General features: G+C 63.7%; 27 protein-coding genes. 13 read left to right on the forward strand and 14 right to left on the reverse strand.

Translation table 11 applies throughout. From position 1 onward, the window contains the following. Positions 1–2: 2 nt before the first annotated feature. Positions 3–539 carry a tripartite tricarboxylate transporter TctB family protein gene (locus NKH38_RS03090; protein ID WP_023700086.1) on the reverse strand — a complete coding sequence of 179 codons (537 nt, stop codon included), beginning with the start codon at positions 537–539 and terminating at the stop codon, positions 3–5. Between the two features lie 125 nt (positions 540–664). Then, a complete protein-coding gene (locus NKH38_RS03095; RefSeq protein WP_023691946.1) occupies positions 665–1,642 on the reverse strand; it encodes a Bug family tripartite tricarboxylate transporter substrate binding protein in 978 nt (325 codons plus the stop codon). A gap of 206 nt (positions 1,643–1,848) precedes the next feature. On the opposite strand from NKH38_RS03095, the gene NKH38_RS03100 reads away from it, so the two are divergent. Next, positions 1,849–2,622, forward strand: a complete 774-nt coding sequence (locus NKH38_RS03100; RefSeq protein ID WP_352759037.1) for an IclR family transcriptional regulator — start codon at positions 1,849–1,851, stop codon at positions 2,620–2,622. Here the strand turns inward: NKH38_RS03100 and NKH38_RS03105 are convergent. The 3 genes from NKH38_RS03105 to NKH38_RS03115 all read right to left on the reverse strand — a co-directional run bounded on the left by NKH38_RS03105 (position 2,609) and on the right by NKH38_RS03115 (position 4,742). Further along, positions 2,609–3,709 (reverse strand): OmpA family protein, encoded by a 1,101-nt coding sequence (locus NKH38_RS03105; RefSeq protein WP_352759040.1) that lies wholly within the window; start codon positions 3,707–3,709, stop codon positions 2,609–2,611. The two genes, NKH38_RS03100 and NKH38_RS03105, sit on opposite strands and share 14 nt — an antisense overlap. 120 nt (positions 3,710–3,829) lie before the next feature. Then, positions 3,830–4,369: a GNAT family N-acetyltransferase gene (locus tag NKH38_RS03110; RefSeq protein WP_023686555.1), complete on the reverse strand. Its 540-nt coding sequence runs from the start codon at positions 4,367–4,369 to the stop codon at positions 3,830–3,832. A gap of 142 nt (positions 4,370–4,511) precedes the next feature. Beyond that, positions 4,512–4,742 (reverse strand): YdeI/OmpD-associated family protein, encoded by a 231-nt coding sequence (locus NKH38_RS03115; protein ID WP_023683083.1) that lies wholly within the window; start codon positions 4,740–4,742, stop codon positions 4,512–4,514. Positions 4,743–4,883: 141 nt separating this feature from the next. Between NKH38_RS03115 and NKH38_RS03120 the strand changes: the two genes are divergently transcribed. The 4 genes from NKH38_RS03120 (at position 4,884) to NKH38_RS03135 (ending at position 8,580) form a co-directional block, all read left to right on the forward strand. After that, positions 4,884–5,339: a DUF2214 family protein gene (locus NKH38_RS03120; RefSeq protein ID WP_023700090.1), complete on the forward strand. Its 456-nt coding sequence runs from the start codon at positions 4,884–4,886 to the stop codon at positions 5,337–5,339. Positions 5,340–5,516: 177 nt separating this feature from the next. Then, positions 5,517–6,494: a tripartite tricarboxylate transporter substrate-binding protein gene (locus tag NKH38_RS03125; RefSeq protein WP_023699120.1), complete on the forward strand. Its 978-nt coding sequence runs from the start codon at positions 5,517–5,519 to the stop codon at positions 6,492–6,494. 94 nt (positions 6,495–6,588) lie between these two features. Beyond that, positions 6,589–7,062: a tripartite tricarboxylate transporter TctB family protein gene (locus NKH38_RS03130; RefSeq protein WP_023833668.1), complete on the forward strand. Its 474-nt coding sequence runs from the start codon at positions 6,589–6,591 to the stop codon at positions 7,060–7,062. A gap of 9 nt (positions 7,063–7,071) precedes the next feature. Further along, on the forward strand, positions 7,072–8,580 hold the full coding sequence (locus tag NKH38_RS03135) for a tripartite tricarboxylate transporter permease (RefSeq protein WP_023683079.1): 1,509 nt from the start codon (positions 7,072–7,074) through the stop codon (positions 8,578–8,580). On the opposite strand, the gene nth is transcribed toward NKH38_RS03135, so the two are convergent. Beyond that, a complete protein-coding gene (gene nth, locus NKH38_RS03140; RefSeq protein ID WP_023683078.1) occupies positions 8,540–9,373 on the reverse strand; it encodes an endonuclease III in 834 nt (277 codons plus the stop codon). The genes NKH38_RS03135 and nth overlap by 41 nt on opposite strands. Positions 9,374–9,395: 22 nt before the next feature. Between nth and NKH38_RS03145 the strand changes: the two genes are divergently transcribed. Next, a complete protein-coding gene (locus NKH38_RS03145; protein ID WP_023669732.1) occupies positions 9,396–9,890 on the forward strand; it encodes a DUF2244 domain-containing protein in 495 nt (164 codons plus the stop codon). Positions 9,891–9,900: 10 nt separating this feature from the next. On the opposite strand, the gene NKH38_RS03150 is transcribed toward NKH38_RS03145, so the two are convergent. After that, a complete protein-coding gene (locus tag NKH38_RS03150; RefSeq protein ID WP_352759048.1) occupies positions 9,901–10,716 on the reverse strand; it encodes a class I SAM-dependent methyltransferase in 816 nt (271 codons plus the stop codon). Between the two features lie 115 nt (positions 10,717–10,831). Between NKH38_RS03150 and NKH38_RS03155 the strand changes: the two genes are divergently transcribed. From NKH38_RS03155 to NKH38_RS03175, 5 genes are all read left to right on the forward strand, one after another. After that, positions 10,832–11,737 (forward strand): methylated-DNA--[protein]-cysteine S-methyltransferase, encoded by a 906-nt coding sequence (locus NKH38_RS03155; protein WP_023669734.1) that lies wholly within the window; start codon positions 10,832–10,834, stop codon positions 11,735–11,737. 141 nt (positions 11,738–11,878) lie between these two features. After that, the gene (locus tag NKH38_RS03160) at positions 11,879–12,787 is read left to right on the forward strand and encodes a ribokinase (RefSeq protein WP_023714115.1); all 909 of its coding nucleotides are present in this window, start codon (positions 11,879–11,881) and stop codon (positions 12,785–12,787) included. Next, complete coding sequence (locus NKH38_RS03165) at positions 12,784–14,244, forward strand: amidase (protein ID WP_352759052.1); 1,461 nt, start codon at positions 12,784–12,786, stop codon at positions 14,242–14,244. Before NKH38_RS03160 ends, NKH38_RS03165 begins: the two co-directional genes overlap by 4 nt. Positions 14,245–14,340: 96 nt before the next feature. Then, positions 14,341–14,955: a LysE family translocator gene (locus NKH38_RS03170; protein ID WP_023728526.1), complete on the forward strand. Its 615-nt coding sequence runs from the start codon at positions 14,341–14,343 to the stop codon at positions 14,953–14,955. 148 nt (positions 14,956–15,103) lie between these two features. Beyond that, positions 15,104–15,376, forward strand: coding sequence for a hypothetical protein (locus tag NKH38_RS03175; protein WP_352759054.1), 273 nt, complete (start codon positions 15,104–15,106; stop codon positions 15,374–15,376). A gap of 209 nt (positions 15,377–15,585) precedes the next feature. Here the strand turns inward: NKH38_RS03175 and NKH38_RS03180 are convergent, their stop codons facing one another. Further along, positions 15,586–16,527, reverse strand: a complete 942-nt coding sequence (locus tag NKH38_RS03180; RefSeq protein WP_023669740.1) for a nucleoside hydrolase — start codon at positions 16,525–16,527, stop codon at positions 15,586–15,588. A 144-nt stretch (positions 16,528–16,671) separates the two neighbouring features. Between NKH38_RS03180 and NKH38_RS03185 the strand changes: the two genes are divergently transcribed. Both NKH38_RS03185 and NKH38_RS03190 read left to right on the forward strand, forming a co-directional pair. Then, positions 16,672–17,097, forward strand: coding sequence for an Hsp20 family protein (locus NKH38_RS03185; protein ID WP_352759057.1), 426 nt, complete (start codon positions 16,672–16,674; stop codon positions 17,095–17,097). 64 nt (positions 17,098–17,161) lie between these two features. Further along, positions 17,162–17,419 (forward strand): BQ00720 family protein, encoded by a 258-nt coding sequence (locus tag NKH38_RS03190; protein ID WP_023683072.1) that lies wholly within the window; start codon positions 17,162–17,164, stop codon positions 17,417–17,419. A 71-nt stretch (positions 17,420–17,490) separates the two neighbouring features. Here the strand turns inward: NKH38_RS03190 and ptsN are convergent, their stop codons facing one another. The 6 genes from ptsN to lptC all read right to left on the reverse strand — a co-directional run bounded on the left by ptsN (position 17,491) and on the right by lptC (position 22,885). Then, entirely contained in the window at positions 17,491–17,955 is a 465-nt protein-coding gene (gene ptsN / locus NKH38_RS03195; RefSeq protein WP_023669743.1) for a PTS IIA-like nitrogen regulatory protein PtsN, read from the reverse strand. 108 nt (positions 17,956–18,063) lie between these two features. Then, on the reverse strand, positions 18,064–18,648 hold the full coding sequence (gene hpf, locus NKH38_RS03200) for a ribosome hibernation-promoting factor, HPF/YfiA family (RefSeq protein ID WP_023683071.1): 585 nt from the start codon (positions 18,646–18,648) through the stop codon (positions 18,064–18,066). Positions 18,649–19,044: 396 nt separating this feature from the next. Continuing rightward, entirely contained in the window at positions 19,045–20,571 is a 1,527-nt protein-coding gene (gene rpoN, locus NKH38_RS03205) for an RNA polymerase factor sigma-54 (protein WP_352597567.1), read from the reverse strand. A 214-nt stretch (positions 20,572–20,785) separates the two neighbouring features. Beyond that, positions 20,786–21,604 carry an LPS export ABC transporter ATP-binding protein gene (lptB, locus tag NKH38_RS03210; protein ID WP_027049737.1) on the reverse strand — a complete coding sequence of 273 codons (819 nt, stop codon included), beginning with the start codon at positions 21,602–21,604 and terminating at the stop codon, positions 20,786–20,788. Next, entirely contained in the window at positions 21,601–22,185 is a 585-nt protein-coding gene (locus tag NKH38_RS03215) for an LptA/OstA family protein (RefSeq protein WP_023683069.1), read from the reverse strand. Before NKH38_RS03215 ends, lptB begins: the two co-directional genes overlap by 4 nt. After that, positions 22,172–22,885: an LPS export ABC transporter periplasmic protein LptC gene (lptC, locus tag NKH38_RS03220; RefSeq protein ID WP_352759063.1), complete on the reverse strand. Its 714-nt coding sequence runs from the start codon at positions 22,883–22,885 to the stop codon at positions 22,172–22,174. The genes NKH38_RS03215 and lptC overlap by 14 nt, the downstream gene beginning before the upstream one ends. Positions 22,886–23,140: the final 255 nt, after the last annotated feature.

Here is a 23,140-nt window from a genome sequence, read left to right on the forward strand (position 1 = left end):
CGTCAGCCCCTCACAGTGGCGATGATCGCGTCGATCACCGTGTTCAGCTGGTTTTCGATGAAGCCGGCGCCAATGTTGACGCCGAGCGCCCTGGCAAAGCCGAAATAGGCGGCAAGCGCCAGGATCAGGCCGGTCAGCGCATCGCGCAGCGTGTGCTTGCTGCCGAAGCCATAACAGACGAGCACGAACATGATGACCGAGGCGGCGGTGAAGCCGAGCGGCTGGATCAGCACCAGATTGGCGACCAGGCCGGCAACGACGATGCCCATCGCCTTCCAGTCGGTCGGCGTCTCCTTTTCTTCCTGCGGCTGCCAGCCGCCGCGCAGCGCGGCGACGATGAGCAGCAGCGAAAGCACGATCATGCCGGTCATGGTGATGTAGGGAAAGACGGTCGGCCCGACCTTGGAATAGAGCGGCGAAACCGGGATCGCCAGGGTCTGCCACGCCACGGCCGCGGCACAGGCGAGAAGCCCGATGCCGATCAACAATTCGGGCATGGCAAGGCGCGGGGGCGCCGGCTGCTGGTCGCTGGTGCTCATCGATGTCCTCCCGAGATGGCCGGCATCCTCCCGCCGGCCGCATCCGCAGTTTCACTCCCAGCGCATGATATGTCCATGCCGCAGGCGAATGTCGGAAGGGGCGGCCGTGGCCGCCCCTGAAGACATCAGGCGAGGCCGAGATCCTTGAGGATCGCGGTGATGCGGGCGGTGTCGTCGACGAGGAATTTCGCATAGTCGTCGCCGGTGAGCAGGATGGGCGTCCAGTTGCGGTTCTTGCATTCGGCTGCCCAGGCATCGCTCTTGGCCATGGTCTCGATCATCGTGACCATCGCCGCCTTGTCGGCGTCGGAGACGCCTGGCGGTGCGAAGACGCCGCGCCAGTTGAACAGTTCGACGTCGATGCCGGCTTCCTTCATCGTCGGTGCGTCGATACCGTCCTGGCGCTTGTCGGCGGAGATCGCCAACAGCCGAAGCGCGCCCGCCTTGACCTGCTCGGAGAACTCGCCGAAGCCGGAAATGCCGGCCGCCACCTGGTTGCCGAGCAGCGCCGACAGCGCCTCGCCGCCGCCGGCGAAAGGCACATAGGAGAGGTTGGTTGCCGGAACGCCGACCGTCTTGGCGATCAGCCCGAACAGGATGTGGTCGGAGCCGCCGGCCGAGCCGCCGGCCACCGGAACCTTGGTCGGATCCGCTTTGAGCGCCGCAACGAAATCGCCGGCCGTCTTGAACGGCGAATCCGCCGGCACCACAAGCGCCTCGAACTCGCCGGTGAGGCGAGCGATGGGCGTGACTTCGGAGAGGTTGTTGGCCGATTTGTTGGCGATGATGGCGCCGACCATGACCATGCCGGCCACCATCAGCGAATTGCCCTTGCCCTTCCATTGGCTGATGAACTGCGGCAGGCCGACCGTGCCGCCGGCGCCGCCGACATTGGTGATCTGCGAGCCGGAGATCAGTTTTTCACTGCGCAGCACCTGGTCGATGGTGCGCCCCGTCTGGTCCCAGCCACCGCCGGGCGCGGCCGGCACGAAGATCTGGATCTGCGGTGCATCCTGAGCGAAAGCGGGCGTCAAATGCGTTGCGACGAATCCGGCAGCGCCTGCGGCCGCGGTGCTCATCAAAAATCTGCGTCTGTTCAGCATGGGATTCCTCCAAATCACGACACCTCCTCCGGTGCCTGCCAGAAACGTAGCCTGAAAACAGACCCGCTCGGCAAAAATTCATGCCGATTTCGGTACGTTCTGTCAACAGGAACGCTGTTCTACTAGACAGAACCATGGATGTGCGGCACAATCGCTTCGGCCGGCCTTTGTCCGAGCAGGTAAACTGGAATGAAACTGTTCGTGAGATGACCGAAGCGCGATCCCAGCCGTTGCCGGCCGATGGCGTTGCCGCGCTCGACCGCGCGATCGCCATTCTCGACGCGTTCGCGACCGCCGACCGCTCGCTCAGCCTGGCCGAGATCGCGGCGCGCACCGGGCTCTACAAAAGCACCATTTTGAGGCTGGCGAACTCATTGCTGCGCGGGCAGTTGCTGGAGCGGCTCGACGATGGCCGCTACCGCATCGGACCCGCCACCTTCCGGCTCGGCGCGCTCTACCAGTGCTCCGTGGTGGCGGTCGACATCCTGCTGCCGATCATGCGCGATCTCGCCGAGCGCAGCTGGGAAAGCGTGGCGTTCTATGTCCGCTCGGGCGACGCCCGCACCTGTCTCTACCGCGTCGAATCCAAGCATCCTATCCGCTACACGATCCGGGAAGGCGACCTGCTGCCGTTGCTCACCGGCTCGGGCGGCCGCGTGCTGGCAGCGTTTTCAGGCCAGCCGGGCGAACCATACGAGACCATCCGCAAGGCCTGCCACTATCTGTCGATCGGCGATCGCGACCCTGAGACGGCGGGCGTCTCGGTGCCGGTGTTCGGACCGGGCCGCGTTCTGCTCGGCGCCTTGACGCTGGCCGGCCCGTCGACACGCGTCGATACGGCGTTCCTGCGCCGCATGACGCCGGACCTGCTGGAGGCCGCCGCTCGCGCCACCCGCGCCTTTGGCGAGGATGCCTCGATGCTGGAGCAGGCAGCGCGCCTAGCCGGCGCTGAAACCGTGATCGGCCTCAGTTCGCCTTGACCAGCACCACGCGGCGGTTCTTGGCGCGGCCGGCTTCGTCGTCATTGCTGGCGACGGGCGCCATCATGCCGGCGCCGGCGGCGGTCAGCCGGCCGCCATCGATGCCGTATTTCGAGACCAGCGCCGCCTTCACCGACTGCGCCCGCCGCGACGACAGATCGATATTGTAGTCGAACGCGCCCTGGTTGTCGGTATGACCGACGACGATCACCGCCATGCCGGGCTCGTTGGTCAGAAGCGTCGAGATCTCCTTCAGCGTCGGTTCCGATTCCGGCTTGATGTCGGCCTTGTCGGTGTCGAAGAAGATGCCGTAGAGCGAGATGGAGCCGGTGGCCGACAGCGAATCCGCCATCTTGGCCGCTTCGACCACCACCATCTTCTTGTCGCGCGCCTTGGGCTCCAGCACCTGAACGACGGCAATGGTGCGGCCGTTGAGTTCCTTGCAGTAGAGGTCGTCGATCAGCGAATAGGCCTGAACCGTGACATAGGCGTCGCCGCCATCCTGCGGCACCTTGGCAGCGAAGAAGCGCTGGTCGTTGATACCGGTGGTTACCGCACAGGCGCCATTGGAAAAGGCCGCGTCCTTGACGTCGCTTTCATGGAAGAAATACATCATCAGGCTCATGTCGCCGCCGCCACCGCTCGACGACCGGTCGGCGGCGCCGCCGCACTCTTCCTTCTTGCATTCGAACAGGACTTCGCCGCCGGCGGCCGCGATCACATCCTGGTAGTTGCGCAGCACTTCGAGCGGGGAGCGCTCGGCCGGCAGCACATAGGCGATGCGGGTCAGCGCGCCTTCGACCTCAGCCTTCTTGTCCGGCGCGAACACACGGTTGTTCATCGTGTCACGGGCATCCGGATCGGCGCTCGGCTTCAGCGGCGACAGCGGCACTGTAAAATCGGTATAGGCGAATTTTTCGTAGGAGACGATGAACGACCCCTCGTAGCGCTTGGCCAGATGATTGTCGGCACCGCCCTCGATGTCGGCGGTCGGCACCGTCGCATCGGCGCCCGCCAGTTGCACGGCCGCCAGGAGCAGCAGCCCCGCCCAGAAAAGCTTCAGAAATATCGCATTGATCGCACTCATGGTCGGCTCCCCCAAAGGGCAATTCCAGGAAAAGTGTGAGCGGTTTTCCCACAGGAATTGCGTAGCTAGATTAGAATAGCCAACCCTGGCAGAACGTGGAAATTGCGTCGATGAAGCGCCTCACACCCGCCGTTCGAGCAGGATCGTCAGCCCGTCGTGATAGGTCGTTTCCAGGACCTTGGTGTAGCCGCACTTTGCCGCAACGTTCAACGAGCCGGTGTTTTCCGGATCGATGATGCAGACGGTTCTCGCGCCGGCAAAGGTTTCGTCGCCCCAGGCCAGGGCCCTTCTGACGACTTCGCTGGCAAGACCCTTGCCATGCGCTTGGGGCGCCAGCGCCCAGCCGGCTTCCGGAATGCCCTCGAGCGACGGCTCGATGTCGCGCTTCAGATCGTGGAATCCGGCCTCGCCGATGAAGCGACCGCTGGCCTTGTCCTCGACCGCCCAGAAGCCGTAGCCGAGCAGCGACCACAGGCCGGCATGCCGCAGGAACCGCATCCAGCTTTCCTCCCGCGTCCGCGGCTTGCCGCCGATGAAACGGGTGGTGACGGGGTCGGCCCACATGACGGCATAGTCGTCGAAATCTTCGATCCGGTGCGCCCGCATGATGGTCCGTTCCGTTTCGAGAACCGGGACGCCGGCTGTTTTTGGACTGCCCATGAAACTCTGCCTCCGTTGACGGTCAGCGCTTAGCAAACCAGCGCGCCCGGACAAGGGCCAAGCCGGATCATCATTCAGCCAGGGAAGCTTCCGAACGGCCTGGCGCGACCAGGCGGTCGAAGCGAACAGCGTCGGCTTACTTTCAGCCGTGCCAGACCATCTTCATGTAGAGCCCACCGCGCCGCAATTCGTCCAGCATCTGGTCGAGCCGCTTCTGCCTGGTGTCGCTGCGTTTGGCGCGGGCGACCCAGCCGAGATAATCGTTCTTCTGGTAGTCCGGCCGCGCCTCGTAGGCCGCTGTCAGTCCTTTTTCGGTCAGGGCGATGCGGATGTCGTCCGGCATCGGGTTCAGGGCGCGCTTCAGTCCGGTCATTTCAGAAAACCCCAGCTGTCAGGATGGCGACGCCGATGGTCCAACCCAGGTCCGCCTCTGGGAATTCTGCCGAACGATGCTACCTTTCGCAACCGGTCCGGCAAGGGCCGGTCTCGATACCGCCAATGGGAGGAGAACGCCATGGACACCACCGATCTCGTGCTTGCCATTTTCCATCATCTGCTGGTGTTCTCGCTGGCCGGCATCATTGGCGCCGAATTTGTCCTGATCCGCGGCGACCTCTCCGCCGCCACGCTGAAGCGGCTTGCCGGCATCGACCGCCACTACGGCATCCTCGCGATGTCGATCATCATCGTCGGCATCGGCCGCGTCGTCTACGGCCTGAAGGGCTGGGAGTTCTATGTCTACAACTGGGTGTTCTGGGCCAAGATGGCGGCGTTCGGCATCGTTGGCCTGCTGTCGATCATCCCGACCATCCGCTTCATCTCCTGGAACCGGCAAGCCAGCGCCAGTCCCGGCTTCCAGGTGCCGGCGGCGGAACTCGCCTCGGTGAAGACCTATGTGCGCGCCGAGGCCTTCATCTTCCTGCTGATCCCGGTCTTCGCGGCGGCGATGGCGCGCGGCTACGGTTATTGAAGCAACGCCAACACGAAACCCCATCTTCGCCGGGCATACTCCCCCTGATTGCCATGGTTGCGCACGACTGTATTTTGCAGTTTGCGTCAGGCGACAATCTGTTAGCTTGCCTTTGTTGCACCCTGCTGCCTGACCTGCACAGCGATCGGAGATTGATATCCTGGGAGGAGAATTACGATGAGGAAAATTGTAGCCGCCCTGGCCGCCGCCGCGGCCGTCACGCTTTATTCGTTCACCGCCAGCGCACAGACGTATCCCGAGCGCACCATCACCGTCGTCGTGCCGTTTGCGGCCGGCGGTCCGACCGACACGGTTACGCGGCTCGTCGCCGAAGCCATGTCGAAGGATCTCGGCCAGCAGATCATCGTCGAAAATGTCGGCGGCGCCGGCGGCACGCTGGGCGCCGGCCGCGTCGCCAACGCCGACCCGGATGGCTACACGCTGCTCCTCCATCACATCGGCATGGCGACCAGCGCGACCCTCTACAGAAAACTCGCCTACGACACGCTGAACGGCTTCGAGTATATCGGCCTCGTCACCGAGGTGCCGATGGCGATCGTCGCCCGCAAGGATCTGGAGCCGGCCGACCTGAAAGGGCTGGTCGAATACGCCAAGACCAACAAGGACACCATCACCGTCGCCAATGCCGGCATCGGCGCTGCCTCGCATCTGTGCGGCATGCTGTTCATGAGCGCCATCGGCACGCCGCTGGTCACCGTGCCCTACAAGGGCACCGGCCCGGCCATGACCGACCTTCTCGGAGGCCAGGTCGACATTATGTGCGACCAGACCACCAACACCACCAAGCAGATCCAGGGCGGCACGATCAAGGCCTATGCCGTCACCACGCCGGAGCGCCTCGACGTGCTGAAGGACGTGCCGACGACCATCGAAGCCGGCCTGCCCGCGGTGCAGGTCGGCATCTGGCACGGCCTCTATGCGCCGAAGGGCACGCCGGCCGAGATCACCGGCCGACTGTCGAAATCGCTCCAGGTCGCGCTGAAGGACCCCAACGTCATCGCCCGCTTTGCCGAACTCGGCACCAAGCCGTCGTCCGAGTCCGACGCGACGCCGGCAGCGCTGAAGGCCAAGCTGGAAGGCGAGATCACGCGCTGGAAGCCGATCATCGAAGCCGCCGGCCAATACGCCGACTGAGGCTTGAACGGGGCGCTGCCGGCGCCCGTTTTCGCTTTGACATCCGTTTCACATTTGCAACGGCAGCCCGTCGCAAGGTCAGGGGAGGACCGCCATGAAACCTTTCGCCATCGACAGGACAAACGGCCTGTGCGCCGCGCTGTTCATCTTTTTCGGCGCCTTTTTCGCGATACAATCGCTCGGCCTCGAAATCGGCACCGCCTTCCGCATGGGACCGGGCTATTTCCCGCTGGTGCTTGCGATCGTGCTGATCGTGCTCGGCGCCATCATCCTCGTCCAGGCGGTGCGCGTCGAGGGCGAGCCGATCGGCCCCATTGCCTGGCGCGGCATGCTCTTCATCCTGCCGGCGCCGATCTTTTTCGGCATGACCGTGCGCGGCCTCGGCTTCGTCCCGTCGATCTTCCTGACGGCGCTGATCGCCTCTTTTGCCAGCGCCCGCATGAAGCCGCTGACGGCACTTCTGCTGTCGGCCGGCCTGACGCTGTTTTCGGTGCTGGTCTTCAGCTACGCGCTCGGGCTGCCATTCCAGCGCTTCGGCCCCTGGTTGCCCCAATTGCTGGCATTGTGAGGCGCTGAGATGGACCTCCTCAGGAACCTCGAACTCGGCTTTTCGACGGCCACCACGCCGGCCAATCTGGGTTTTTGCCTCATCGGCGTTCTGCTCGGCACGCTGATCGGCGTCCTGCCCGGCATCGGCGCCACCGCAACCATCGCCATGCTGCTGCCGATCACCTTTCAGATCGGCGACCCGGTTTCGTCCCTCATCATGCTGGCCGGCATCTACTACGGCGCCCAGTATGGCGGTTCGACCACCGCCATTCTCATCAACATGCCCGGCGAATCCTCCTCGGCCGTGACCGCCATCGACGGCTACCAGATGGCCAGGAACGGTCGCGCCGGGGCGGCTCTGGCGATCGCCGCGATCGGCTCGTTCTTCGCCGGCACGGTGTCGACCTTTCTCGTCGCCGTCTTTGCCCCGCCGCTGACGGCAATAGCCCTGCAATTCGGCGCGGCCGAATATTTTTCGCTGATGATCGTCGGCCTCGTCTCGTCCATCGCGCTCGCCCACGGCTCGATCGTCAAGGCGCTGGCGATGGTCGTGCTCGGCCTGCTGCTCGGCATTGTCGGCACCGACATCTACACCGGCACGCCGCGCTTCACGCTCGGCATCCGCGAATATGCCGACGGGCTGAACTTCGTCGCGGTGGCGGTCGGCGTCTTCGGCGTTGCCGAGATCCTGCGCAATCTCGAAAACGAGCACGAGCGCTCGGTGATGATCAAAAAGGTCTCCGGCCTGATGCCGACCCGCGACGACTTCAAGGCGATGGCCGCGCCCATCGTGCGCGGCACGATCATCGGTTCGGCGCTCGGCATCCTGCCCGGCGGCGGCGCGGTGCTTGCGGCCTTTGCCTCCTACACGGTCGAAAAGCGCGTGTCGAAACACCCGGAGGAGTTCGGCAAGGGCGCCATCGCCGGCGTCGCCGGCCCGGAATCGGCCAACAATGCCGGCGCCCAGACCTCCTTCATTCCGATGCTGACGCTGGGCATTCCGGCCAATCCGGTCATGGCGCTGATGATCGGCGCCATGATCATCCAGGGCATCGTGCCCGGCCCCAATGTCGCGATCGAGCAGCCGGCGCTGTTCTGGGGCATCATCGCCTCGATGTGGATCGGCAATCTGATGCTGATCGTGCTGAACCTGCCGCTGATCGGGCTGTGGGTGAAGCTGCTGACGATCCCCTATTATGTGCTCTTCCCGATCATCATGGCGTTCTGCTCGATCGGTGTTTACAGCGTCAACACCAACGCCTTCGATCTCTACGCGGTCGCATTCTTCGGCCTGCTCGGCTACATCCTGACCAAGCTGCGCTGCGAACCCGCACCCCTGCTGCTCGGCTTCGTGCTTGGCCCGCTGCTCGAGGAAAACCTGCGCCGCGCCATGATCCTGTCGCGCGGCGACCCCTCGACCTTCGTGACGCGGCCGATCAGCGCCGGCCTGCTGCTCGTCGCACTGGCCGTGCTCGTCGTCGTCTTCCTGCCGTCAGTCAAGAAGAAGCGCGAAGAGGTGTTCGTGGAGGAAAGCTAGTTGTCGGGACGCCGGGCGCCGCGATTTCCACCAGCGGCGCCGGCACATCGGTCGTCTTCACTTCGGCCTTGCAGAGATCGGCGATGACGCAGGCCGGGCAATCGGGTTTGCGCGCCTTGCAGACATAGCGGCCATGCAGGATCAGCCAGTGATGCGCGTGGCGCATATACTCATCCGGAATGATCCGCAGCAGCCCTTGCTCGACCTGCTCCGGCGTCTTGCCTGGCGCCAGGCCGAGGCGGTTGCCGATGCGGAAAATATGGGTGTCGACCGCCATCGTGTGCTGGCCGAACGCCATGTTGAGCACGACATTGGCGGTCTTGCGCCCGACCCCCGGCAGCTTGACCAACTCATCGCGCTCGCTGGGCACCTCGCCGCCGTAATCGCGTATCAGCGCCTCCGAGAGCGCCACGACATTCTTGGCCTTGTTGCGCCAGAGTCCGATGGTGCGGATGTACTCGCCGACCCTGGCTCCGCCCAGCGCCAGCATCTTTTCAGGTGTGTCGGCGACCTTGAACAACGCCCGCGTCGCCTTGTTGACGCCGGCATCGGTCGCCTGCGCCGACAGCACCACGGCCACCAGCAGCGTGAAGGCGTTGACGTGCTCGAGCTCGCCCTTCGGCTCGGGCCGCTGCACCGAAAACCGCCGGAAGATCTCATGCACCTCGGCGGCGCTGTAGAGCGAACGGAGCCGCGCCGGCCGCGGTCGCGGCTTGGCATTCGAGCCGTCGCGCCGCCCGGGCGGCAGTTCACTTTTGGATAGGGAAAGATTTTTGGACTTGGGGCTGGCCATTTCCCTCCTATAATATCCTGGGATGAGCGACACAAACGCCTCGTTTCAGGCCGACGAGCCATTCTTCCAGGCGCTGCTGACACCGCACCGCTCGCTGGGCCGCACCGGCTTTGCCGTGCTGATGGGCGCGCTGCTGTTCGGCTGGGTGGTGACCGGGGCGTTTTTCCTGTCGCGCGGCGCTTGGCCGGTGTTCGGCTTCTTCGGCCTCGACGTCATCGCCGTCTACATCGCCTTCCGCGCCAACTATCGTGCCGCCCGTGCCCGCGAGGAAGTGTCGGTGTCGCGCACCAGCCTCGACATCCGCAAGACGGCGCCCTCGGGAAAGTCGGAAGCGCATCGCTTCAACCCGTTCTGGGCGCGCTTTTCCGTCGCTCGCCATGCCGAGATCGGCATCACCAGGATGACGGTGGAAGCACAAGGACAGAATGTGCCGATCGGGTCATTCCTGGACCCTGACTCCCGCGAGAGTTTTGCCACTGCATTTTCACGTGCTCTGACAAAAGCCAGGACGCGTTAGAGCCGGCGCGTCAGAACCGGTAGCGTAAAATCCTGCCGACCTTGCGCAATGCGGGAATGTGTCTCCAGAGCCCGATGAACAGTTTTGCGGACCAGCTCATATGCGCTGTGCGTTCCGCGCTGTAGGCCGAGATATCGTCGACAAAGCGCAGCTTCGGAACGGCACGCTCCAGTACCTGCGGGTCGTCGATCGCCCAGTGAACCTCGGCGCCCGTCGCCCTGATGGTCGGATTGAGGCGCAGCATCTTCAGGCCGAAGTGGCTGTAGGCGTCGAACATCAGCTCGCCGCCGGCAAGATGCGCGACAAGGCGTGACAGCAGCCGTGGCCCCTCCTCTACCGGGAGATAAGGCGTCAACCCCTCCATCACCACGACGGCCGGACGATTGCGCGGCACTTCTGCCAGCCAGTCTGGGTCGGTTACCGAAGAGCCGACGAGGTGGTAATGGTCCCGGGACGGGTAAAGCTTGCGCCGGAGCGCGATGACATCCGGAAAATCGACATCGAACCACTCCACGCCTTCGGGTGGATCGACACGGAAAATGCGCGTATCGAGCCCGCAGCCGAGATGCAGCACGATGGCGCCGGGATTTCTGGCGATGAAGTCCTGAACGCGGACATCATACGTCTTGGCCCGGATCGCCAGGCCGATGCCGAGATTGGTGTCGACCTTGAGGCGCGAGAAATCATAGTCGATCTTGCGCACGGCCTCGTCGGCGAAGCGATCCCCGAGCAGCGAATGCGGCGGCCGGCTTTCCAGTGCCTTGCCATAAAGCGTCATCAGCAAGGTCTCCCTTGCTCCGCTCAGATTCACCCTTTCGCCGGCCATTGGCATCTCCCGGGGCGCAATCCAGTATTTATCTGGGAACAGGCGGCAACAAGGCAAGTTTCGGGTGGTTGCAAGGGGCGGAAAGACCGATATTCGCGGTCAAGGAGATATTGCCATGAACGCCCAGATGACCATGAATACGCAGATGAAACCGACAGCGATCCTGCAGCACGACATCACCCCCGAGGGCAGCGACTACGAGGTCGTGCGCCGCGCCATCGAGAAGATCAGCCTCGACTATCGTGACCAGCCCTCGCTGGAAGCCCTGGCAGCCGATGTCGGCGAGACACCCACGGGCCTGCAAAAACTGTTCACCCGCTGGGCCGGCCTGTCGCCAAAAGCCTTCCTGCAGGCGGTCACCCTCGACCATGCCCGCAAACTGCTCGATTCCGGCATGCCGCTCCTCGAAACATCGTTCGAACTCGGCATGTCCGGCCCCGGCCGGCTGCACGATTTGTTCGTCACCCATGAAGCGATGTCGCCGGGCGACTACAAGACGCGCGGCGCTGGCCTGACCATCCGCTACGGCTACCACATCTCGCCCTTCGGCATCGCCCTGATCATGGTCACCGACCGTGGCCTTGCGGGGCTCGCCTTCAACGATCCGGGCGGCGAGCGGGCGGCTTTCGCCGACATGTCGGGCCGCTGGCCGAACGCCACCTATGTCGAGGACATGAGCGCCACCCAGCCCTATGCGGCGCGCATCTTCGATCCGACATTGTGGCGCGCCGACCAGCCGCTGCGCGTGGTGATGATCGGCTCCGACTTCCAGCTGCGCGTCTGGGACGCGCTGCTCAGGATCCCGATGGGCAAGGCCTGCACTTATTCCTCGATCGCCTCCAGGATCGGCGCGCCAAACGCCAGCCGGGCGGTGGGGGCGGCGGTCGGTGCCAACCCATTGTCATTCGTCGTCCCTTGCCATCGGGCGCTGGGCAAGTCCGGCGCACTCACCGGCTACCACTGGGGCCTGACCCGCAAACGCGCCATCCTCGGTTGGGAAGCGGGCCAGACCGCGTCCTGAAGCTGCCCGCATCAAACAACACCGGCGAAATCCCTTCGCCGGTGTTTTTCTTTTTGCGAGCTCCCGGCGCAAAACATCCGCACGCTCTGGCAAGCCGCCGGCTTACAGGTTAGCTTCCCGCGCATTCCGCAGGAGGCTTTCTTGATCATCGTTGTCGGCTCGATCAACCTCGACCTTATCGCCAATGTCGACCGCCTGCCTTCGCCGGGCGAGACGGTCCGCGGCTCCGGCTTCACCACCGCGCCCGGCGGCAAGGGCGCCAACCAGGCGCTGGCTGCGGCGCGCGCCGGCGCCAAGGTGCGCATGGTCGGCGCCGTCGGCAAGGACAATTTCGCAACCGAAGCCCTCGCTTTGCTCGTGGCCGGCAAGGTCGATCTCTCCGGCGTCGGCCAGAGCTTCGCCTCCACCGGCACGGCGCTGATCCTCGTCGGCGCCGATGGCGAGAATGTCATCGCCGTGGTGCCGGGCGCCAATGATTCGGTGCTGCCCGGCGATCTCGCCAAGGCTTTCCTTGCGAAGGGCGACGTCGTCCTGCTGCAGCACGAGATCCCGTTGCAGACTGTCGATGCAGCGCTCGACGCCGCACGCGCCGCCGCCGCGGTCACCGTGCTCAACACCGCGCCGTTCCGTAGCGAGGCGGCAGCGTTGCTCGGCAAGGCCGACTACGCCGTCGCCAACGAAACCGAATTCGACCTTTACGGCGAGGCGCTGTCGCTGAAAGGCCGCGACCGCCCGGCGCGCATGCGCGACTTCGCCGGCAAAACCGGCCGCACCATCGTCGTCACGCTCGGCGGCGACGGCGTGCTGGCGGCGACCCCGGAGGATTTCCTGACCGTGCCGGCGCTGAAAATCACGCCGGTCGACACGGTCGGGGCCGGCGATACTTTTTGCGGTTATCTCGCTGCCGGGCTGGCGTCCAACCTGCCGCTGGAGCAGGCTCTCACTCGCGCCGCAGCCGCCGGCTCGCTCGCCTGCCTGAAGCCCGGCGCCCAGCCGGCCATCCCGCTAGCGGCGGATGTCGACACCGCCCTGCGCAACAACGCCGGATGACAGCCCTGCGCCCCGCAACGAAGCACGCCGTGCCCCCCGCCGGCGACATCTGCCAGATGTCCGCTGTCGACCTGGCCGAGGCGATCCGGCTGCGCCGCCTGTCCGTGCGCGAGTTGGTCGCCGCATTCCTCGACCGCATCGACGCGGTAAACCCGCTGGTCAACGCCATCGTCTCGTTGCGCGAGCGCTCCGACATCCTGCGCGAGGCCGACGCGGCGAACGCCGATCTGGCGCAAGGCGGGCCGGCCGGCTCGCTGTTTGGCCTGCCGGTGGCGATAAAGGACCTCGCCATGACGCGAGGCTTGAGGACCAGTTTCGGCTCGCCGATCTTCGCCGATTTCGTGCCGCAGGAGGATGATTTCTTCGTCGAGCGCATCCGCAAGGCCGGCGCCATCATCATCGGCAAGACCAATGTTCCCGAATTCGGGCTGGGATCCAACACCTACAATAATGTTTTCGGACCGACGCTGAACGCGTTCGATCCGGCGCTGACCGCCGGCGGCTCGAGCGGCGGCGCAGCGGTCGCCCTTGCGCTCGACATGGTCCCGGTCGCCGACGGCAGCGATTTCGGCGGCTCGCTCCGCAATCCGGCGGCGTGGAACAATGTCTTTGGCTTCCGCCCGTCGCAGGGCCTTGTCCCCGGTGGGCCGGACCTCGAAGTCTTTCATGCCCAGATGGGCATCGACGGGCCGATGGGCCGCAGCATCAGCGACATGGCGCTGCTGCTCGACGTGCAGGCGGGCTACCATCCGCATGCGCCCTTGTCCTGGGAAAAGCCTGGTTCATTCCTCGAAGGGCTGGCAACGCCGGCAAGCGGCGGCCGCGTCGGCTGGCTCGGTGATCTCGGCGGTCACCTGCCGGTGGAGCCTGGCATCCTCGATCTGTGCGAGGCCGCACTCGGCCGCTTCGCGGAGGCATCCTTCCTGACCGAGCCCTTGCTGCCGGATTTCGATTTCGAGGCACTGTGGCAAGCCTTCGTGACGCTGCGGCAGGCGAGCAGCGGCTCGGCGCTGAAAGTCCATTATGACGACCCGCACAAGCGCGCCCTGCTGAAGCCGGAAGCCGTCTGGGAGGTGGAGAACGCCATGCGGCTGACGGCGCCGCAGATCCGCGCGGCCTCGGTCATCCGCACCGCCTGGCACCGGACGCTGCTGTCGCTGTTCGAGCACTTCGATCTCATCGCGCTGCCGACTGCGCAGGTGTTTCCTTTCGACGTCGACACGCATTGGCCAAGTGAGGTCGCCGGGCGGGCGATGGACAGCTACCATCGCTGGATGCAGGTTTCGGCCTTCGCCACGCTCGGCGGCTGTCCTGCGCTCAATGTGCCGGTCGGCTTCGACGACAAAGGCCGTCCCATGGGCATGCAGCTGATCGGACGCCCGCGCGGCGACCTCGCCGTGCTCAGGGCCGGCGCGGCCTATGAGGCGACCTTGCCTTGGCAGGCGGGGGCGTCCTGACGCGAGGGGCGGCACGGTCTGCGACGGCTTGCACCAGCCCCGCCGCCATGCATTGATTGCAGCCAGCCGCCTAAGCGCATCCTCGAGGAAATCCCCATGTCGCTGGAACTCTACGCCGCCTATGTCCTTGCCTGCATCGTCATCATCCTGGTGCCCGGTCCGACGGTGACGCTGATCATCGCCAACAGCATCCGCCACGGCGCGCGCGCCGGGCTTGCCAATGTCGCCGGCACGCAGGCCGGGCTTGCCATCATGATCGCCATCGTCGGCATCGGCCTCAACACGCTGATCGCGGGCATGGGCCACTGGTTCGAATGGGTGCGTCTGATCGGCGCCGCCTATCTGATCTGGATGGGCGTGCAGATGTTCCGCGCCAAGGGCACGCTGAACGCCGACGGCACGGCGAGAAAGCCGCGTGGCGGCTTCTTCCTGCAGGGTCTGCTGGTGGCGCTCAGCAACCCCAAGACCCTGGTGTTCTTCGGCGCCTTCTTCCCGCAATTCATCGCCCCGCAGGGCAATTACACCCTGCAGATCGTCGTCATGGGCCTCACCGCCATGATCTTCGCCGCCGTCTCGGATTCCACCTATGCTCTCGCCGCCAGCCGCGCCGGCCGCCTGCTCTCGGCCAGCCGCATCAAGCTGATGTCCAGGATCAGCGGCAGCTTTCTGGTCGGCGGCGGCCTGTGGCTGGCTTTTTCGAAGGCGAAGTAACAACCGCGAACGGGTATCCCCGATGCAGTATGAGCCGGAATAGAAAGGCTGATTGAAAGTCTGCCTTTTACGCCACCACATGAATCGGCGTGGGGGATTCACGTCGATGTCATGGACTTACGCTGGCATAAAAAGGGACGCGCCCGGCGTGGTCCTGATCGTCGTCCTGTTTGCGGTGATGGTTCCTTCGGCTCTCTACAAATGGACGAATGATGCGAGCCCCATCCGGTCGGTAGAGCCAATCGAGGCGACGGTCAAAAGTACCCATTCAGACAACGGCCGCACGCTTTATCTGGTTGCACTCGAAACCGGTTCGTCCATTCTTGTCGAAGACGACCTCCCGCATCTGATCGGCGCGCCGGCAAGATTGGAGCGCGTCACGCGCGAGAATGGAATGGTCTTCTATCGATTTGCAAAGTGAACGGCGGCGGCGCCTTCCTTCTCCCCTGTGGGAGAAGGTGGATCGGCGCGATAGCGCCGAGACGGATGAGGGGTGTTCCAGCGGAGTGAGACGTGGGCGTTCCCTGGAACACCCCACATCCGTCGCCTTCGGCGACACCGCCCGGGGGCGAGCCACTTGTCTCGCCCCGTCCCTTCGGAACCCACAATGGGGAGAAAGGAAAGACAGAGCTAAAGCCGAGCCAACCGCTCCACCAGCAGCGCGAAAAAGGCGTCATGGTCGATGTCGCGCATCACCATGGCGTTCTTCGGCCGCTTGGTCACGCCCCACCAGTCGATCACGGTCATGCCCATAGTGAGTTCGGAGGCGGTTTCGACGGTGACGTTGCAGTTGCGGCCCTTGAACAGCTCCGGCTTCAACAGATAGGCGATGACGCAGGGGTCGTGCAGCGGGCCGCCATCGGTGCCGTATTTCTCCTCGTCGAAGCGCTCGAAGAACTCCAGCATCTCGGCCGTCGCGGTGCCGACCCTGGTGCCGAGCTGGCGGATGGCCTGCGTGCGCTTGGCCGTGGTCAGCGCCTTGTGGGTGACGTCGAGCGGCATCATGACGATCGGAATGCCGGATTTGAACACCAGGTCGGCGGCTTGCGGATCGACATAGATGTTGAATTCTGCGGTCGGCGTGACATTGCCGCCTTCGAAGAAACCGCCGCCCATCAGTACGATTTCCTTGATGCGCGGCGCGATCTTCGGCTCACGGATCAGCGCCAGCGCGACATTGGTGAGCGGGCCGAGCGCGCACAGCGTGATCGTGCCGGCCTCTTCCTTCATCAGCGTCTCGACGATGAAGTCGACCGCATACTGGCCCTGCAGCTTCATCTTCGGATCGGGCAGTTGCGGGCCGTTGAGGCCGGTCTTGCCATGCACTTCCTCGGCGGTGACCAGCTCGCGCGCCAACGGGCGGATGGCGCCTGCATAGACCTTGATGTCGGGCCGGCCGGCCAGTTCGCAGATTTTCCTGGCGTTCTTTTCGGTCAATTTCAGCGGCACGTTGCCGGCAACAGCAGAGATGCCGACGATCTCCAGCTCGGCGCTGCCGAGCGCCAGCAATATGGCGACGGCATCGTCCTGGCCGGGATCCGTGTCGATGATGATCTTGCGGGTCTGGGGCATTTCATTTCCTTATGCGGGGGAGTCTTTTTGGCGGGGGTGTTCGGCGGCTTGAACTTGGCCGCGGCGCGGACCATATCAAGACCATCGGGAAAAATGCCATCCGGGTTTTTCCAGTTTATGTCGCTCCAAAGAGGACAGTGTAACATGACCCGAATGACGCCCTTCTCCAGCCCGCTTCTCCTTGGTTTCGATGCCATGGAAAAGACCCTGGAACGACTGGCGAAATCCGGTGACAGTTATCCTCCCTACAACATCGAGCGCCTCAGCGGTGCTGACGGCAAGGCCGAAAGGCTGCGCATTACGCTGGCTGTCGCGGGTTTCGCCGAAAGCGATCTCGATGTCACCACGGAGGAAAACCAGTTGGTCGTGCGCGGCCGTCAAACCGACGACACCGAGCGCGAATTCCTCCACCGCGGCATCGCCGCGCGCCAGTTCCAGCGCTGTTTCGTGCTGGCAGACGGCATGCGGGTGATCGCAGCGGAACTGAAGAACGGCCTTTTGTCGATCGATCTCGATCGGCCGGATACCGAACGGCTGGTACGGAAAATAAATATATCGGTGAAAGACTGATCTTTACCGATGGCTCTCATGCGGGATGGCCTTGAGCGGCGTCCTCGCGCCAAGGAGGCTTGAAATGACCAGAACTGACGAAACCATCACCATGACCAGCGGCGAATTCGCCCATCTCGGCGAAGGCTCGGTCGCTTATCTCCGCAAGGTCTCGAGCGACGAGCTGCTCGGGCGCTTCCCCAACCTCGGCGAAATAGCGCCTGGTATGGTCCTGTGGGCCCTGTTTGCCGCCAACGGCCAGCCGATCCTGCTTTCGGATGCGAAAGACCGGGCTTTGGCCGGCGCCATGGAAAACGACCTGACCACTGTCGCCATTCACTAAGGCGACTGCTGGCGGTTGAAATGGAGAGGGCCGCCTTCGGCGGCCCCTGGAAGACTTAAATCCGAAGAACTTCAGGCGGCGTGCGAGGCCTGCGTGTCCGAAAGCAGTGCGTGGATGGCGACCGCGTCGCGCGTGCCTCTGATCTTGGCCACCGTGTCGGCGTCGCGCAAAACCCTGGCGATGCGCGACAGTGCCTTGAGGTGATCGGCGCCGGCGCCTTCCGGGGCCAGCAGCAAAAACACCAGATCGACCGGCTGGTCATCCAAGGCCTCGAAATCGACCGGCGTCTCCAGACGGGCAAAGACGCCGGCGATGCGCTTCACCCCGGCGAGCTTGCCGTGCGGAATGGCGATGCCGTTGCCGACGCCGGTGGAGCCCAGCCGTTCGCGCTGCAGGATGGTGTCGAACACTTCGCGCTCCGGAATGCCGGAAATCGCCGCCGCTCTCTCGGACAGCAACTGCAGAAGCTGCTTTTTGGAGTTCGCCTTCAACGCCGGCAAGATCGCCGGAACGTTGAGAAGATCGCTCAGATCCATATTTGAAATCCCTTATTCGCCTGCCGTCGCCAGTCCTCGCCCCTCGCGCGGCTGGCTATTATCCCTGTGCGACCATTGTCGTCACCTGTGCGACCATTGTCGTTGTCGTCACGCCTGTGCGACTTTGGTCGTCGACGGGTCGATCCAGCCGATATTTCCGTCCGGCCGCCGATAGACGATGTTGAGGTGGTCGTTTCCGGCGTTGCGGAAGACGAAAACCGGGCTGTCCTTGGTGTCGAGTTCGATAACCGCCGACGCCACCGACATGGTCTGCAGCGTCATGGTTGATTCGGCGACGATGGCCGGGGCGTAGTCCTCCGGAATGTCCTCATCGTCATCGGTCAGCGGCGCCATCACCGTATAGGCGATGTCGGTGATTTCACCATTTCCAGTGCCTGAATTGTGCGATTTCAGACGGCGTTTGTAGCGCCGCAGCCTGGTTTCGAGGCGGTCCGCGGCCGCCTCGAAGGCAAGTGTCGGATCCTGGGAATCGCCGGTTGCCTGCAGCGAAGCGCCGGAATCCAGCCTGATCATGCAATCGGCCGAGTAACGCGACCCCGATTTGATGACCGTGACGTGCCCTGAAAAACCGCGATCGAAATATTTTCCAATCGCCTCGCCGACACGATCGGTAATGCGCGTACGCAGCGCATCGCCGATATCCATGTGTTTACCCGATATGCGCAATTTCATCTGAAAACTGACCTTCCTTGCTCAGGCTTCAAACTGGCCAGAGTTTATACTCGTGATCCGTGCGCACAAGCTTTGCGGCGTCAACTCGCGCCGATTTTAGATCCGAACTTTCCGGTTGATCACAATCCGCCTTCTTGGCCGTCCCGTGGCCTTCATCGTGACGGACCATCCGCATGCGGGCCGCGAGCCCGTCTCATGCGGGCGGGCTTCTAGACACTTCATTGCAGCTTGTCAATTAATGCATGTCGCCCAGAAGTGCGCTGCGGTTCTGGGACAACGACATGCATCAAAACAAGACTTAAAGCGCGTCGTATGAATCCGTTTCAGCGCGATGCGCTTTAAGGTCGGAAAGTTGTGGAATCCAGCCATAGCAAAAGCCTTGCCGGGCAAGCAGACCTAGCGCCCCGCGCTCGCCAGAGCGCGCTTTTCACGCCGCCGCTGCACCGACGAGGGAATATTCATACCCTCCCGGTACTTGGCCACCGTGCGCCGGGCAATATCGACGCCGCTTTCCTTCAACATGTCGACGATTGCGTCATCGGACAGCACATCGGCGGGCTTTTCCTCGTCGATCAGCTGCTTGATGCGGTCGCGCACCGCTTCCGAGGAATGCGCATCACCGCCGCCCGACGCCGCGATCGAGGCCGTGAAGAAATAACGCAGCTCGAACACGCCGCGCGGCGTCAGCATGTATTTGTTGGCCGTCACCCGGCTGACGGTCGATTCATGCATGCCGATGGCATCGGCCACCGTGCGCAGGTTGAGCGGCCTGAGCTGGCGCACGCCATGGACGAGAAAAGCGTCCTGCTGGCGCACGATCTCCGACGCCACTTTCAGGATCGTCTTTGCCCGCTGGTCGAGACTGCGCGTCAGCCAGTTGGCATTCTGCAGGCATTCGGCCAGGAAATCCTTCTCCGCCTGATTCTTCGCATGCGGCGAGACCTGGGCGAAATAGATGTGATCGACCAGCACGCGCGGCAGCGTCTCGGCATTGAGCTCGACCGTCCAGCTGCCGTCATTGGCGGCGCGGACTTCGACATCGGCGACGATGGCGTCGCTGGCGCCTCCTGAAAATGCCGTGCCCGGACGCGGATCGAGCGCGCGGATTTCGGCCAACATGTCGAGGAGATCCTCCTCGTCGACCCCGCAAAGCCGCTTCAGCGTCTGGAAATCGCGCCGCGCCAGGAGTTCTAGGTTGCCGATCAGCGTCTTCATCGCCGGATCGAGACGATCGCGCATGGCAAGCTGCAGCGACAGGCATTCGGCAAGGTCGCGCGCAAACAGGCCGACCGGCTCGAATGTGTGGCAGGCTGCCAGCACATTGGCCACCATCGCCTGATCGGCGCCGAGCCGTTTGGCGATCTCGGCGGGATCGGCGCGCAGATAGCCGGCCTCGTCCAGGCCGTCGGCCAGTTCGGCTGCGATCAGCCTTGCGGCCGGATCGGCAAAGGCAAGCGCGATCTGCTCGCCGACATGCTGGCGCAGCGTGATCGCCGCGGCTGCCATGTCGCCGACGTCGAAGCCTTCGGAAGAACCGGACGAACTATTGCCGGTGGCCGACTTCCACTGCGCCGTCAGGTCCGGACCGAGCCGCTCGCTGGTGCCGGGATCGTCGGGGAACAGATTTTCCAGCGAGCTGTCGAGCTTGTCGGAGATCGCTTCGGCGCTCCACGCCGTGTCGTTTTCGAACCAGTCGCCATCGGCGGCAGGCTCAGGAGCGGCATCGCCCTTCTGCACCTGGTCGCTTGCGGCGTCATCCTGGGGCTCGGCGCGCTCCAGCAGCGGGTTGCGCTCGATCTCGTCGTCGATGAAGTGGTCGAGCTCGACATGGGTGAGCTGCAACAGCCTGATCGACTGCATCAGCTGCGGCGTCATCACCAGCGACTGGGATTGTCGTAGCTGTAGTTTCGCCGCCAACGCCATGGTTCGGTTTCAAACGCCCTTCTGCACCCGGAAGCCTACACATCAGAAGCTGCCGGAAAATGAATTTTTCCGACCTTCCATAGAAACTGGCCCGGCTTTTGCTTGTCAAGGCGAACGATGGCAAAAGGCCCCTACCGAAGCATTATCTCACGCAAAATCGGAGAAAAAAGCCCGGCGGGGCGGCAAAAATCACGTCAGGAAACAAATTTCACGCTCAGAGCGTGAAACCTTCGCCGAGGTAGAGCCGGCGCACATCGGGGTTCGCCACCACCTCGTCGGCACGGCCATGAGTCAGCACCTGGCCGGCATGGATGATGTAGGCGCGGTCGATGAGGCCGAGCGTTTCGCGCACATTGTGGTCGGTAATCAGCACGCCGATGCCGCGCGCCGTTAGATGACGAACCAGTTGCTGGATGTCGGCGACGGCAATCGGGTCGATGCCGGCGAACGGCTCGTCGAGCAGCATGTAGGCCGGGCGCGTCGCCAAAGCTCGGGCGATCTCAAGACGCCGCCGCTCGCCACCCGACAGCGACATGGACGGCGACTTCCGCAGATGGCTGATGTGAAATTCCTCGAGCAGTTCGTCGAGATTGCGCTCGCGCACCTTGCGGTCCTTCTCAACCACTTCGAGCACGGCGCGGATGTTCTGCTCGACATTCAGGCCGCGGAAGATCGAGGCTTCCTGCGGCAAATAGCCGATGCCGAGGCGGGCGCGGCGGTACATCGGCATCGAGGTGACGTCGAAACCGTCGATCTCGATCGTGCCCTCATCGACCGGCACCAAGCCGGTGACCATGTAGAAACAGGTGGTCTTGCCGGCGCCGTTCGGCCCGAGCAGCCCGACAGCCTCGCCGGCGCGCACGCCGATGGTGACACCGCTGACCACCCTGCGGCCCTTGTAGCTCTTGGTCAGACCCTTGGCGATCAGGGTGCCCTTGAACTTCGAGGAATCAACGGTGACTGTGGCCGGTGCTGCAAGTTTACTGGCCGCCCGTCCCGGAAGGCGGGTCAGCAGCGAAGACACGCCAGTCATTCGGGCTTCGGGGCCTCGGATTTCGGTGGCGGCGTCATCGACATGATGACGCGCCCGCCGCAGCCATCGACCTGAGCAAGGCCGCTTTTCATCTGCACGGTGAGCTTGCAGCCCTTGAGGACGTTGGGTCCTTGGGACAAGACGACCTCCTTGCCCGACAGAACTAGCACCTGCGTCTTCATGTCGAACGTGGCGTTGTCGCCGGTGGCGATCTGGTCATTCGACTTGATGTAGACTTTGTTCTTGACCACCAGATGGTCGATATTGGCCGAACCGGTCATCGCCGAAGCGCCGGCGGCAGCACCTTTGGCGGCGTTGGGGTCCTTGACGTAGTAGACCTCCATGCTGCCGGCCTTGAGCAGCGTTGGCCCTTGCGTGACGGTGACGTTGCCGCTGAACAGCGCCATGCTGTCGGCCTGGCGAACCTCAAGTTTGTCGCTCTCGATCTGGATCGGCTGGTCGCCCGACAGTTTGAGCCCGGACTGGCTGCTGGCGCTGGACTGAGCCCAGGACGGCGCCATACCCAGCAACAGCAAGGCCGAAGCTGCGGCGACAAGCCGTGCCGAATTACTGGGACGCATTCGTTTCTCCGCTCTTTGCCTCTGCCGCCTTCATAGTGGCCGGATCGATGTGAACGCTTACCTTGTTCTCGAAAACGATGACCTTGCCATTGTCTTCGACCGACATTGAACCCGCGGTGATCCGCGAGCCGTTACGGCTGACATCGACCGCATCACCTGTCTTCATAGAGCCTTTGCCCATATCGAGGAAGACCGATTTGAAGATGGCAGCGACGCCGTCGGTGGTGGTGACGGTAACGTCGCTGGTCATGTCCATCGTGTTGGCGTTTCTGTTGTAGATGCCGCGCTTGGCGTCGACGGTCGCCACATTGTCGGCCGTCAGCGGCAATTTGGCATGAATGCCTTCGAGTTCGATGATGTCCTGCTTGCCGACATCCTGGATGGCGCGCAAGGCCGTCAGCGAATAGGGCAGCTTGTCCTGGGTGAAGCCGTTGAGCTTCGGATTGGCCATCACCAGCTTGCCATCCGCGAAAGCGGTGCCGTCTGCCTGTATCGAAATGTTGATCGGCGCCGCCAGATAGGAATAGACCGGAAACGCAACCGCGATCCCGGCGGCAAGCACCGGCACGGCAAACTTAAGCACGCGCACGCGGCGCGAGTGGCGCTGGGCGCGGTCGAAGGCGTCGCCACGCGTGCCCGCTGGCGCCGTGGGCGCCAAGGCCGCATCGGCGTTGGTCGGTTCGTTCGATCGCGCAAGCATGACTGACTTCTAATAAACCCTTGTCCGCCAAAACACCTGCTATAGGTGGGTTGCCGGCCCCCGCAAGCAAGCACAAGCGGAGGAAAACCGCAAAAATGTGACGGCCGCTGTTTTACAGACGGAACTCAGGCGACACAATTTCGTCACTTCATAGCAGAAACGAACGCGCCGCGTCATTTTTTCCTGAAATGCCTCCGTCGTGAAGGTCGCTTCGTCGCAGGCTCTTGAGGAAGAGGTAGCCGGGCGCGGACGCTT

The sequence above is a fragment of the Mesorhizobium sp. M1078 genome, from assembly GCF_040318615.1.
Lineage (GTDB): Bacteria > Pseudomonadota > Alphaproteobacteria > Rhizobiales > Rhizobiaceae > Mesorhizobium.